The 12,413-nt window shown below is 33.4% G+C and carries 13 protein-coding genes; 6 read left to right on the top strand and 7 right to left on the bottom strand.

Annotated elements, in window-relative coordinates; translation table 11 throughout:
• The first annotated feature begins 264 nt into the window (after positions 1-264).
• Positions 265-627: a BfmA/BtgA family mobilization protein gene (locus J4051_RS14575; RefSeq protein WP_208234610.1), complete on the top strand. Its 363-nt coding sequence runs from the start codon at positions 265-267 to the stop codon at positions 625-627.
• Positions 628-835: 208 nt separating this feature from the next.
• On the opposite strand, the gene J4051_RS14570 is transcribed toward J4051_RS14575, so the two are convergent.
• Positions 836-1,513 (bottom strand): hypothetical protein, encoded by a 678-nt coding sequence (locus J4051_RS14570; protein WP_208234609.1) that lies wholly within the window; start codon positions 1,511-1,513, stop codon positions 836-838.
• Positions 1,514-2,084: 571 nt separating this feature from the next.
• Here J4051_RS14570 and J4051_RS14565 point away from each other — a divergent pair.
• Together J4051_RS14565 and J4051_RS14560 are read left to right on the top strand one after the other, a co-directional pair.
• The gene (locus J4051_RS14565; RefSeq protein ID WP_236027463.1) at positions 2,085-2,753 is read left to right on the top strand and encodes a DUF6577 family protein; all 669 of its coding nucleotides are present in this window, start codon (positions 2,085-2,087) and stop codon (positions 2,751-2,753) included.
• Between the two features lie 28 nt (positions 2,754-2,781).
• Entirely contained in the window at positions 2,782-3,858 is a 1,077-nt protein-coding gene (locus J4051_RS14560) for a nucleotidyl transferase AbiEii/AbiGii toxin family protein (protein ID WP_208234608.1), read from the top strand.
• 67 nt (positions 3,859-3,925) lie between these two features.
• On the opposite strand, the gene J4051_RS14555 is transcribed toward J4051_RS14560, so the two are convergent.
• Genes J4051_RS14555 through J4051_RS14540 form a run of 4 tightly spaced genes read right to left on the bottom strand, consistent with a single transcriptional unit; the run spans position 3,926 to position 6,338 of the window.
• Positions 3,926-4,591 (bottom strand): hypothetical protein, encoded by a 666-nt coding sequence (locus tag J4051_RS14555; protein WP_208234607.1) that lies wholly within the window; start codon positions 4,589-4,591, stop codon positions 3,926-3,928.
• On the bottom strand, positions 4,588-5,571 hold the full coding sequence (locus J4051_RS14550; RefSeq protein WP_208234606.1) for an adenylate/guanylate cyclase domain-containing protein: 984 nt from the start codon (positions 5,569-5,571) through the stop codon (positions 4,588-4,590). Before J4051_RS14550 ends, J4051_RS14555 begins: the two co-directional genes overlap by 4 nt.
• Before the next feature lie 12 nt (positions 5,572-5,583).
• On the bottom strand, positions 5,584-6,069 hold the full coding sequence (locus tag J4051_RS14545) for a Pycsar system effector family protein (RefSeq protein ID WP_208234605.1): 486 nt from the start codon (positions 6,067-6,069) through the stop codon (positions 5,584-5,586).
• 50 nt (positions 6,070-6,119) lie between these two features.
• The gene (locus J4051_RS14540) at positions 6,120-6,338 is read right to left on the bottom strand and encodes a hypothetical protein (protein WP_208234617.1); all 219 of its coding nucleotides are present in this window, start codon (positions 6,336-6,338) and stop codon (positions 6,120-6,122) included.
• Between the two features lie 81 nt (positions 6,339-6,419).
• Here J4051_RS14540 and J4051_RS14535 point away from each other — a divergent pair, with 81 nt between their 5' ends.
• From J4051_RS14535 to J4051_RS14525, 3 genes are read left to right on the top strand one after another with little or no spacing between them, the layout of a single operon-like run.
• Positions 6,420-7,064 carry a sigma-70 family RNA polymerase sigma factor gene (locus J4051_RS14535; protein WP_208234604.1) on the top strand — a complete coding sequence of 215 codons (645 nt, stop codon included), beginning with the start codon at positions 6,420-6,422 and terminating at the stop codon, positions 7,062-7,064.
• A gap of 2 nt (positions 7,065-7,066) precedes the next feature.
• Positions 7,067-7,375: a hypothetical protein gene (locus tag J4051_RS14530; RefSeq protein ID WP_208234603.1), complete on the top strand. Its 309-nt coding sequence runs from the start codon at positions 7,067-7,069 to the stop codon at positions 7,373-7,375.
• The gene (locus tag J4051_RS14525) at positions 7,362-8,171 is read left to right on the top strand and encodes an ImmA/IrrE family metallo-endopeptidase (RefSeq protein ID WP_208234602.1); all 810 of its coding nucleotides are present in this window, start codon (positions 7,362-7,364) and stop codon (positions 8,169-8,171) included. The genes J4051_RS14530 and J4051_RS14525 overlap by 14 nt, the downstream gene beginning before the upstream one ends.
• An 825-nt stretch (positions 8,172-8,996) precedes the next feature.
• On the opposite strand, the gene J4051_RS14520 is transcribed toward J4051_RS14525, so the two are convergent.
• Positions 8,997-10,124 carry an oxygenase MpaB family protein gene (locus tag J4051_RS14520; RefSeq protein ID WP_208234601.1) on the bottom strand — a complete coding sequence of 376 codons (1,128 nt, stop codon included), beginning with the start codon at positions 10,122-10,124 and terminating at the stop codon, positions 8,997-8,999.
• 46 nt (positions 10,125-10,170) lie between these two features.
• Positions 10,171-12,288 (bottom strand): sigma 54-interacting transcriptional regulator, encoded by a 2,118-nt coding sequence (locus tag J4051_RS14515; RefSeq protein WP_208234600.1) that lies wholly within the window; start codon positions 12,286-12,288, stop codon positions 10,171-10,173.
• Between the last annotated feature and the right edge of the window lie 125 nt (positions 12,289-12,413).

The following is a 12,413-nucleotide window of genomic DNA, read 5'->3' as shown; positions in this document are numbered from 1 at the left end:
AATTATGGAGAGTATTCCCCGATAATAAGTTAGTAATTAAATAGACAACTCAATCATAAATACCTCTATGAAAACTATTAATGTAAAACTAAGGGAATAGCAAGAGGATAACACGCTGCGCGATGTTATGAATTCCATTTTAATCTTAAAACACTGATAATTAGTTCGTTAATTATTTGATGTTTTTTTCTCCGTAACCAAATTGCGACAAACGGTGTTGAAACGCCCAATTTATGGGAAGAATTTGCGACAAAAGAGTAAATTATGGAATCATTTATTGGAATAAGGTTTAAACGGGAGACAGCCAAGCGCTTCCAGGAATTTTCAAGAACACACTTCAAATCACATACTGAGGCGATGGCTACCATGTTGGATTTTTTCTTTTACAACGAAATCTCGCCAAAGGAAAAACTGGGGCCAACTGGAAGAACCATTGAAGCCAATTTAAAGAAACGGATGAATGCGATTATAGCGATAATTAAAGCCATCGAAAAAGATCAGACCAAGCCAACCGTTGCTATGCTTCATTCCTTGTTTACAGAAATCCAACCAGTTAAAAAGCCGCGGCTGATTGCGAAAAGTCCTGAAGAATTTAGAGCACAATTTGAAGATAAAAAAACTGAATAAAATATAACTGTGCATTATCAATCGAGAAGTTGAACTATGTCATTTGAAAGATAATTATACTTATAGATTATATCTGTCTAATCCCTGAAATGAAAACATAAATAGATTTATTTCATGTTAAAATAGATTATCTCAAAACATATGGAACCTTGTTGGATTTGAAACGGGAAATAAGAGGCACCACATGCTTTTATATGCGGGTTTTTAGTTACAATGGATCGCTATAGTCCTTAATCTTGGAAGTATGAAGATAGTCCCGGTGTCTGGGCGGTATTTTAAATGGTTGGTTCTTTTTTATTTCATCAGCTTTTAATATCCATTTTTTTGCACAGGCATGCCAATTCACAATTGGATTTCCGTTCAGTTTCCAACCTATGGCTTCATAAAAATTATAGAACATCTGGGCTTCTAAAGAACTCCGTTTTTCCTTTTTAAAAAAATCTAAAACTATATGTTCATTTTCTGGTCTTGTTTGTTTAAGAGAGTTTTTAAATGTTTTTATTTTTTGTTTATTAAAAGGAACCATATTTTGGACAGAGGTCGCATCAAAAATTGAACAAGAGTTGTTCATTTTTTGATCAGGGTCAGTATCATATCTGAACAGCTCTATGATCGAGCCAATTTGAGGATTGCTAGAAGGATAGTATTGTAAATATCCTAATTTTTTTAGCTCTTGAAGCAATTTCAGGTAGGTGGTTCTCGAACGGATTTTTGCAATAGACATAATCAATTGACTATTGATCATTAATTTTTGTGGAAAATGCTTTTTGTTCCACAATTGAAAGAAAGCCAGATACAAGTTTCGATGACCTGGGCCGATTCCTGGATCTTTGTGAAATTTGCGCATTACGCCATTGAGATGTGTAATATAATTGACAGTAGACATAACATAAGGATTTTAAACATTATTTTGAAAATTAGAAAATTAATCAATTTAAATAGTTTATTACCAGTCATTTGCGATTTTATTTTTGAATAAAGTTTGCTATTGTTTAGGCTCTTTTGATAGCATAATGCATGTCTGATCATTTTGTTTAATGTATTTTGATGTCTATTGATAGAAGCCAAATTTTATAATAGAATAGGAGTTTTCAGATTTAAGACCATCGAAGCGCTTATCTCAGAAGAATTTTGAGAAATTGTTTAACTAAGTGCTCTATTTAATTTAGAAACGTAAAGATTTAAATTTTCGACTTTTTCCGACACCGATGAATGATGAGACCCGAAGAAATTATACATAATCGTAAAACATCCATAGGTAATTTGAAAGGCTCAAAGTGCTTCTGTATATTTTGAGGTAATCAATTCAAAGATTTGGCAATAATTACTTATATTGCCAAATCTTTGTGTAATAGAATTTTAAAAAAAACATAGCAACTATCGCTTCCGAAACGCTACATATCGATAACCTTATTAAGGAGTTTTCAGCTAAGGAGAATTTCAAAGTCAGTGATATTATGGCCTATTATCAAAAATTTGATAACGATGTTAAACGCGCCACAGTTGATTGGAGGATTTACGAATTGGTCAACAAGGGAGTACTTCACAGAGTAAGTAGAGGGTTGTACTCTTTATCAGAGAGCGAAGGAAAAGCGTATATTCCTGAAATTAATGAATCATTGAAATATCTATCGGGTAAAATTCATAATCAGTTTCCATTTATTGATATCTGTATATGGTCAACAAAATGGTTAAATGAGTTTATGTTGCATCAACCATTTCGATTTTATACCATAGTGGAAGTAGAAAAGGAAGTGATGGAATCGGTTTTTTATGCATTAAAAGAACAAGGAAAAGAAGTATTTCTGGACCCATCAGAAGGCATAATTAACAACTACGTTGTGAATGCTTCTGAGCCCGTCATCATTTCACGATTGACAACAGAAGCGCCTACCCAAAAAGTAAATACAGTAGTCACCCAAACCATAGAGAAATTACTGGTAGATATTTATTGTGACCCAATAATTTTCGCAGCACAACAGGGAGCGGAATTAAAACGGATATACAAAGCAGTATTTGACAAATATAATGTGAATAAGCCTAAAATGCTTCGCTACGCGAGTAGAAGAAATAAGCGAGATGAAATAGAGAATTTTATAAACAACCAAGTAAAGATATGGCAATAAAGCCTGTTTACTGCCAAATCTTTGAAATATGATTTACGACGATTCACTTAAAGAAAAATGGATAACAGATGTTGCTAAACAACATAAGTCCGACCCTATTCTCATTGAAAAGGTAGTTCGTGCATTGTCTTTATTGGAGCATCTTCAAAATAGTGGGTTAGAGTTTATTTTTAAAGGAGGTACCGCCTTGATGCTCTTGCTTAAAGAGCCGAAGCGATTCTCAATAGATATTGATATTATAGTTTCGAAGAAGCCTAAAGACATGAAAGTAATGTTGGATGCGGTTGTGGAAAGTTCAGATTTTATAGAATATAAAATTGACGAACGCCAATCAAAATCCAATATTGAAAAAGAACATTATAAATTCTATTACACGCCAGTAACAAATGCCAGAGCTGAGCAAGAATATATTTTATTGGATGTTCTTTATGAAGAAAGTCACTATGGAAAGCACACAAGTGAAATTGAAATAAAATCACCGTTTGTAAAATCAGACGGAAAGAATGTAAAAGTAACGGTCCCAATTTCCGAAGCCATATTGGGCGATAAGTTAACAGCTTTTGCACCCAACACAACAGGAGTGCCTTATGGACGTGAAAAGGAAGTGGAGATTATAAAACAGTTATTTGATGTAGGTAATTTGTTTGATATAGTAACAGACATGTCAATAGTTTCAGAGGTGTTTACCAGATTTGCGCAAACAGAGTTGGAGTATAGAGAGTTGAAGGGATTAAATAAAGACGATGTGCTAAATGATGTATTTCAAACAGCATTACTCATGGCTACAAGAGGAAAAAGCGGTACCGGTGATTTTACTGAACTTCAAAGAGGCGTTCAAAATATCAGAAATTTTATTTTTTCGGAAAACTTTCATATTGAGCGGGCTATGGTGCCAGTGGCAAAAGCAGCGTACATAGCAACCATGTTAAAGACAGGCACAACTAAAGTGTCTCACTTCGAAAATCCAATGGAAGTGGAAGACTGGATAATAGAACAGCCGTTTGAAACTCGTTTGAATAAGTTGAAAAAAAGTAATCCGGAAGCGTTTTTTTATTGGTATAAAATTTATCAGCTTAATAATAAAAATACCATTGTCAATGATTAAATGAGTTTAGCGTTGATTTGTTGTTAGAGATAGATCAATTGATGTTTTTGCTCAATATAGAATTTATTCAATTTGTAATTCCTAAAATAATAATTTCATAAATATTTAAATCTTCCTTTATCCGTTTTAACCCATACTTTAAAATACTATCTGCTTTTGCCTTACAGCATTTTTTGTATTTTCCAGTATTGCATATTGGGCATTGATCATTATTGCCAATTTTTATTCTACCAATTGCAGCTTCAATTATTTTTTTTGTGAATTTTAAATCATTGGTTTTAAGTTCTTCTCGGTAAAATTGTAAAATACCTTTTTCATGATGTTCGAATTCCCCATTAACGTATTTACCAGTTTTTAATTTATGCTGATGATTTACAAAAAATGGATAAATAAAATCTTGATAAAATTTGATTAAAACAATTCCGCTACGTTCAGCTAAAATTAATTTATGTGGAATTGCAAGGCAACAAATTCCATTTTCAGAAATATGAAAGTCCCAATCACGTTTAATGTTTTTGCTAACCTCTTTTACTTCTGGGATTGCGTTTGGATAATTAAGATGTGGAATTAAAATCTGTACTTTATAGCAAGTATCCCAAATGCTACCAAGAACATCTACGATGTTGATCTGGCCCTCTAAAATAACACTTCCATTTCTATTTATGTCTACGAGATTGAAGTTATAATATAGATTCAGAAATTCTGATACATCTCTTCTTAATCTCGAGTTCATTTAAAATCAAAATAAGGTTTACTGTTTTTTGCAATCGGAGATAAATTCACTGGATTGAGATGTTTTGAATTGTAGCCCACATTCAATAAAATATCACCAGTTTGGTTTTGAACAGCAAAATTATTGTCAACAAGATACCGTTCCCAATTAAAATCATAATGGTCATAAAATCTACCATCTTCATAATCCCAAATTGGTTTAGACTTTCGGTTGAAATACTTATCAACTGATGTCAATTGATTTATCAGATATTGCCCTACCACAATACCATTGCTTGAGGCTGTTGCTTGCATTTTCGGTGCTAAACTCGTATGTAAGCTACATGTGGTAACCTCTCCAGACTCTCCTATACCCGAATACATCCATAAGACTTGGTTGTCATGTCCTAAATCAATACCACTTCTTGTATAGATGTCTTTGATACCATTAGATTCAAAATAATCTTTAAGATCGTTTTTTACGAAGAATGAAATCATAGCAAATGCTTTCAAAGCATCCTTGGTAGCTTGGCTTTTTTCAATGTTTTTTCCACCAAAATAGACCATCAATCCATCCCCTTGAATTCTGTGCACATAACCACCACATAAATTAACAGCAAATATGGACGCTTTAACTATACCTTCTGTAATTAAGGCTACAGTGGCTAATGTGAAACGATTATGTAGTTGTGTACTTTTTTGCACATCAACAAAAGCAGAAATTATCCAGTGTTTTTCTGTAGCTGTAGTACTCCTTAAATGTGAAAAATCGGGATGATTGCCAAGTCGCGGTAAACTGGTTATCAATGGGGACCCTAGTCCTTTAATTAGTTGTCTTGATTCATTCAGGGTTTCTAATCCCGGAAGTTCATTTCGAAGTCCTTGAATGTAACTCAGGTCGTAAGATTCATCTGGTGCATTGCTGAAAAGTCGATTGCTGTTCTTTGGGTCTTGGTTAACAGCTTTTTTAATAACGTTTAAATAGGGCCTAAAAATATCCATGAAATTAGGGTTTTATAAATTAATTAATATTGTTAATAGTATGATGAGTAATAAAATAAATTGTATCACAAGAAATATTCCGGCTAATTTTAGCCATGTAAACTTCTTCGTTAAGCCTTTCGAAAGAATGTATGTTTGTGTTCTTAAATCTTGCAATCCGTCTTTTTCAGTATAACTTTTCGATGTTTTATTAAATTCAGATTGCTTCATTTTTGAAATCGATCCGAAATAATAAAGCGAATCTGGTTTTTTTGAAAAAAACGGAATACTGGCTACCGATAAAATAATTAAACTCAAAACACCCATTAGTAATAATGTTGCAACACCAAACTTTCCAATTTTGGACATATTATAAACAAAGTCCGTTTGAGTCAATAAAACTATGATTCCACCTGTTATAAACGTATTTATGGCTATGTAAACAGCAGATTTATTATTTACACTATCGAAATAATGATCAAATCTGTTTATGGTATATTTCAATCTATCTTTTTCCATTATTGATAATGAGTTTTACATATCATAAATAAATTTCACGTTATAAAATATTATTTCTCTTTCCGAACACCTTTAAATGGCGTTTTGCTTGATGTTTTGCCGTCCATAAAGCGTCCTGTTTCAGTATCACGTTTAACCCATATATTTGTTTTAGGGTTTTTTACTTGGGAGCGTCCTGTTACTGATCCATGTCTGCGATTATCTCCGCTTTTTCCGTTTGTTGCCATTTTTTGTTCTTTTTTAGTTAATTTAACTTCTCTTAAGTGCATATTTTTATGTGTGCTACAACTATATGTCTAAAGTGTGACAAAAACTTTTTGTCACAGATTTTTCATATATTAATAGACTATATGGATTTAGAATTTCATTTACTTACAATTTCAGAGAAAGGAGCTCACCCAAATGAAGCTTTGGCTTCATTTGAAAAAATCTATAATAACTACAGGATCTTTCTTTATAATGTTTTAATGAAGACTATTTCGTATAAATCTCATAAAGATGAATTTTCAAAATCTATTCTTAATGAAGTCTTTCAATTCATATGGCAAAATCCATTAGATTGGTCTTTTGATCCACAACGGCATAAGTCGATGGACTCTGCATTTAAGGCATATATTAGTACAATAGCACATTACAAAAAATTAGAATTTTTAAGGAAGAATGAACTTTATCTACATAGTGAAATACAATTACTAGATGATGAAAATAATGATTGGCTTTTTAATTTAACAGTTGAAGAATATGACGTTTTGGACAATGATTTGTCAAATAGAAATAATGTAATCGAGAAAGTGTTATTAAGCTTTGATGAAAAGAAACGAGATATATTACGTGTTTATTTTCAACATTATGAAGAAGGCAAGAAAATGCTTCCAGAAAATATTATTCTGATGACGCAGATGTTTGACACCACCTGGGATAATATTCGTCAAATAATTTCAAGAGCCAAAAGAGATATCAAAACGTTAATAGAAAAAGCAGAAAAAATTCAATAAAAATGGCAACTAACTATAAAAATGATATTGGAAAATTATTGAGTAAATATGGCTATTCGGCTCCCTTGTCGGAAGATGAAATTTTGTCTTTTGAAAAAAAATTCAAGAATGATTATGAAGTGCCTAAAAATTGGAGTTCAATTAATGAAATTATAAGTGGCGAAGTTTCTGAAACAAAAGATCGACGTTTTATGGAAAACAAAGAAAATAGTTCTATTTATCCACTTTCTATGGCGGCTAGGGAAGGAAATAAAATAACAGAAGAGACAAGAAAAAGAATGAATCAGGATAAGAAGGATGCGCAAAAATAATTTTCTTTCGGAATATGATACTTTTAGCCTCAACGAATTAGCAAGTGATATTTCTGATTACTATTTCCCAAATAGTCAAATTGATCCAATCTTAATTGCACAAAAGAAATACATCACTTATAGCTTTGGTAATTACTCCGATGCTTTTGATGGTTTATTGGAATGTGAAAATGGAAAATTCCATATTTACATCAATCTTGACAGAATGGAACATGCTTATTCTGAAAGATCTCGTTTTACTTTTGGTCATGAACTAGGGCATTATTTTATTGATGACCATAGAAATTCTTTAGCAAAAGGTTTATCACCGAGCCATTGTTCATTTACTGGTTTTCAAAGCAAAAATAAGGCAGAAAGACAAGCTGATTTTTTTTCATCTTGTTTGTTAATGCCAGAGAATCGATTTCGTCAATATTGTCATAAAAAGAAATTTGAATTTAGAGTCATTCAAGAATTAGCTAAAAAATTTGGCACGAGTATTTCTGCTACTTCATTGAGATTTTGTTCAATTGGTCCTCATCCAATAATGGTAGTTTATGCTTACGAAAACAACATAAAATGGTATTGGTCTTCTAGTGATTTTCCTTTTAAATATTTGAAATACGGAAAGGACAAATTGCCTGAAGATACAGTAGCAGGAGAATATTTTAATCTTGGAAAAAAGTTAAACACTACACAGCAAATTTTCGCTATGGATTGGTTTAATATTTGGAATGATAGTCAAGCGCAGAAACCGTTCTTTGAACATTGTCTAATAAATGGTCGACACACATTGAGTATAATTTGGGAGCACTAAATCGACACGGCTAAACTCTATTTTATTATGGTTAATCTTTTACGATATTTATAATAATTGAAGCAAAGTCATTTTAGATCAAATTGTTTTATCCGAGACAAATAACAAATCTTATCCTTCCATAAATAATATACTCTAAAAACAACTTGCACTATGTCAAAGAGCATAATTTTAGTAAGCTTCAAAACAATTTACTTTCCAAAGTAACCTCATTATTTTACTCAAATTATTTTATGGAATGAGGGCTTTGGATTCTTTCGAACGTTTGTTTTAGTTTAAGATTGTCTATCTTTACAATCAGATTGAAAGTCTAATCAAACAAAATGACAATCCTTCCGGTGGTAGCTATCAGGCTACCTCAGAAATAGGAAATTAGACAAAGCCTTTGTATAAGAGGATTTGCGCGACAGGGTTTGAATCCAGTCGAGGTCACTACTTTAGTCTAATAATGACGAAAGAAGACGCTAAAACCCCACTATTTGTGGGGTTTTTTAATTTAAGGGTTAATCAGATATACCCATTATTCCTCATTTTTACTATCCCTATTGCTGTCTCCTTAAAATTTGTAAGGTATTCCTTTGTTTTTTATTTGTAAAAATTACCATTATAAGAACTTGCTTAACTGTATAATAGTGAACACTTGTCCAAAAAAAGAGTGTACAAAAAAATGGTTTGTTAAAAACTTTATTATGGTGACCCAGTCCTGTTTTGTTATGGTTGTATTAATAATGTGTACAGTCATTGTGGTTCTGGAGGTGCCTAACTGAAGAACCTGAGCAGTTGAGGAAGGTGAGGTTTTTTTGAGTATGAAATGACTGAATTTACTTAGTTGAACGTGTTTTTATAATCGTTTAGCACGCTTCTTTGTTTTTCTCGACCGTCTTTTATCTGACTTTCATTCTTTTTTGTCAATTGGTTTCTTGCCTGCAAAGCTTTAGGAATGACATTCCTGAATCTGACTTCGGGAATGTCCAAGCGCTGCTTAATCGTGTTATCAATTAAATGGTTAGCAATACTTTTATGAATATATCCCATATTTCGTTTGATGATGTCTAATTTGAAAATAGTGATAGGTGTATTTTCATTTAATAATGATGATGTGAGTTTAAGGGCGTCCTGATCAGGTTGTGCCTGATACTTTGTCCAATAATGGAAAAAATTGAGTGCTTCCAATTTATCGTTAGGGATAATTTCTGCCGGCACACCCAAAAGATAAGTGACATATTTCCAAAGATGGAAAACACCTGATTCCTCATTTTCAGAAAACTTAAAATTCAATTTTTGTAGTCCGAATAAATAATAGACGGTGAAAGCGATGTTAGTGGCCACCGTATCGGCATAATTAATCGGAACGCCATAGGTTCCAACGTTCCAGTCAGGATGTTTGTTCTGTATCATCAATCGTGATGCCGAATGCACCAATCGTGTTCTGATACAGCTATTTAACCGCATTTCTTCTGTTTTTACGTGACTTCTGCTTACATCAACCCAGAAATTGAGCGTGTTGTAGAGACGATGGGCGGCTCCTTTTTCCAGGGAGCCAGTGGCTACTAATGGTTTGGTGAGGTTTGCAAAATTATAACCACCCAGTAAGGCGAAATTTCGCAAGACCAATAGTCCGGTCAATCCGCTTCTTTCCGAAAGTTGGCACCCTTCAAGTATTAAATCGGGATCTACCCACTCAGGAACTGCTTGCAAACTTTTTTTGAATTCGAGATAATCTTCTGGCAATGTCTTTCCATCATTATTGGAATGTAAGGACCTCATAATGGTTTTAAAATCGCCATTTCTTATCCATTGTTCTGTGAGTTTGTCAACCTCGCTGTCGTATGCTTCAAATAAGCTGACGCTGTAATCAGAAACCAATTCACTTTCACGAAGGTTGGCCCATTCAAGAAAATCCTTGCCATTGCCATTACTCCAAAAAGTTTTGTTGTTTTGATGTTCGACCATAATTCGTGTAGATGTAATAAATTTTTAATTCAAATATATTCTCAAGTTAACTCCTAAAAACCGTTTCCCTTTCAATTCCAAGTTTCTTCATTTTAGCAAAGAGCGTTTTTGCATTCATATCCAAAATCCCCGCAGCGCCATTAATGCCGCTTACTTTTCCTTTGGTGCGCTTTAGAACTTCAATGATATGTTGTTTTTGGATCTCTTCAAAAGTTAACAGCTTTTCGGACTTACTATTTTTGGATTTTGCAGGAATCCAGCTTCCTGGGAATAGGGTAGTTCCGTTTTCAATAATGACCGCTCTTTCTATCAAATTTTCCAGTTCCCTAATGTTTCCGGGAAAATCGTAAGCCATTAATTGTTCAATGGTTTGTTTGGAAAGACGCTTGAATGGTTTTCCTGCCCTGTTGGCATATTTCTCTAAAAAGAATTGAGCTAGAGGTGGAATATCCTCTTTTCTTTCACTCAAGGGAATGCTATGAATAGGAAAGACATTGAGACGGTAGTACAGATCTTCCCTAAATGTACCATCCGCAATCATTTCCTCCAATTTTCGATTCGTAGCAGCGACAATTCGAACATCAACCTTAATGGTTTTAGTGCCGCCAAGTTCATCAAATTCGCCTTCCTGGATGACGCGTAGTAATTTTGATTGAAGATCAATAGGCATTTCGCCTATTTCATCTAAAAATATCGTGCCACCATCTGCCATTGAAAATTTCCCGACTTTATCTGCTACCGCTCCTGTAAAGGCGCCTTTTTTATGTCCGAATAATTCACTTTCTATCAATTCTTTCGGAAGTGTGGCACTATTTATTTTTATTAAAGGCCTATCTTTTCTCGAACTATTATTGTGGATGGCGTGGGCCAATAATTCCTTTCCTGTCCCTGATTCGCCTGTTATTAAAACAGTGGTGGATGTAGGCGCCACTTGCTTTACTTGCTCCAAAACCTTTGCATAAGCAGCGCTTATGGAGATGATATTGTCCTTGTTGAAATTGACGTTTATTTCTTCTTGTAAGTATTCGTTTTCGATCTCTAATCTGTCCTTTAGAGCTTTTATTTCATCCAGCGCTTGAAACAATTTTAGGTCGCGTTCCTTCCGTAATGTGATATCTCTAACCACCACACAATTAATGTCCTGTCCTTCATAATTCATGTAATTGGATACAATGTCGGCAGGGAATTTACGTCCTCCTTTTTTGTTAACGAGCCATTCGGTGCGCAAAGAGCCATTCTTCTTGATTTCTTCAAAATGAGTTTGCCATACATCATCAGTCAGCCCAGATTCTAAATCAAATACGGTAAAATGGTCCAATTCTTTTTTTGAATATCCCAAAGTATCAGCTACTGAATTACTGAATTCCAATAATTTTCCTTCCCTGTCGTATATAAAAATTAAATCTTGGGCATTATCAATGATATCCTTAAAGAATTTGAGCCTAATTTCTTTTTTAGTCTGTTCGGTAATATCTTGGTAAACGCCCACAATTTTAAAAATTTTGTCGCCTTTTAAAACGGGCTTCACAATGGTTCTTATATAGCGACTTGGAGTTTCTTTTGTTTCAAATACGTGGTCAATAGGTATGGCGTTTTTGATGGTTTTAACAATGCTATTTCTAAATAAATCTTCGTCTTTAAAAAAATGAACGATTTTGCTTGGATGAAAATCTTCATTATTTTCTTTATTGAAAATGCATAAAGCTTCCTTTGTAACTAATATGGAGCCATCTTGAAGATTCAGCTTCCAACCGCCTACTTTTGCTATAGATTCTACATTGTCAATCAAGTTTTTATAAAAACTGGACGAGGTGATATCATTCATAATACCACAGATCATTTCTTTTCTGCCATTTGAGAAAAACTGCGCAAAAACTTCTACTTCATAAAATTTTCCTGACTTGTTTCGATGTACGGCTTTAAAGTTCTCAATCTTGTTTTTTTTAACGTTTTCCCAATGAATTTTCCAACTTTGGAGAGTGACTGTAGGATTGATATCGAAAATGGTAAGTTTGGTAAGCTCTTGTCGTGAATATTGAAGACGTTCACACAGTATTTTGTTTCCGTAAATAATAGCCCCAGCTTCATCTGCCCAAAATATTTCATAGGGCAATGCATCCACTAACCACTCTTTGGCCAATACAATCTCCGTTACTTCCGTCATATAAGTCATTATTTAGATGTTAAAATTAACTAAATATTTCTCAAATAATAGAAATTTCTTAAGAAATAGAATAATAGAGATGGTGTTATTTTTACTAATCAATTGATATATAGGCGGTTAGTTAA

The organism is Gelidibacter pelagius (assembly GCF_017581925.1).
GTDB lineage: Bacteria > Bacteroidota > Bacteroidia > Flavobacteriales > Flavobacteriaceae > Gelidibacter > Gelidibacter pelagius.
The sequence above is the reverse complement of the archived record's forward strand: the minus strand, read 5'-3'. Positions and strand labels throughout refer to the sequence as shown.

Coding starts and splice junctions, on each gene's coding strand:
- J4051_RS14575 (WP_208234610.1), top strand. CDS start 265: ATGGAATCATTTATTGGAATAAGGTTTAAACGGGAGACAGCCAAGCGC.
- J4051_RS14570 (WP_208234609.1), bottom strand. CDS start 1,513: ATGTCTACTGTCAATTATATTACACATCTCAATGGCGTAATGCGCAAA.
- J4051_RS14565 (WP_236027463.1), top strand. CDS start 2,085: ATGGCCTATTATCAAAAATTTGATAACGATGTTAAACGCGCCACAGTT.
- J4051_RS14560 (WP_208234608.1), top strand. CDS start 2,782: ATGATTTACGACGATTCACTTAAAGAAAAATGGATAACAGATGTTGCT.
- J4051_RS14555 (WP_208234607.1), bottom strand. CDS start 4,591: ATGAACTCGAGATTAAGAAGAGATGTATCAGAATTTCTGAATCTATAT.
- J4051_RS14550 (WP_208234606.1), bottom strand. CDS start 5,571: ATGGATATTTTTAGGCCCTATTTAAACGTTATTAAAAAAGCTGTTAAC.
- J4051_RS14545 (WP_208234605.1), bottom strand. CDS start 6,069: ATGGAAAAAGATAGATTGAAATATACCATAAACAGATTTGATCATTAT.
- J4051_RS14540 (WP_208234617.1), bottom strand. CDS start 6,338: ATGCACTTAAGAGAAGTTAAATTAACTAAAAAAGAACAAAAAATGGCA.
- J4051_RS14535 (WP_208234604.1), top strand. CDS start 6,420: ATGGATTTAGAATTTCATTTACTTACAATTTCAGAGAAAGGAGCTCAC.
- J4051_RS14530 (WP_208234603.1), top strand. CDS start 7,067: ATGGCAACTAACTATAAAAATGATATTGGAAAATTATTGAGTAAATAT.
- J4051_RS14525 (WP_208234602.1), top strand. CDS start 7,362: ATGCGCAAAAATAATTTTCTTTCGGAATATGATACTTTTAGCCTCAAC.
- J4051_RS14520 (WP_208234601.1), bottom strand. CDS start 10,124: ATGGTCGAACATCAAAACAACAAAACTTTTTGGAGTAATGGCAATGGC.
- J4051_RS14515 (WP_208234600.1), bottom strand. CDS start 12,288: ATGACGGAAGTAACGGAGATTGTATTGGCCAAAGAGTGGTTAGTGGAT.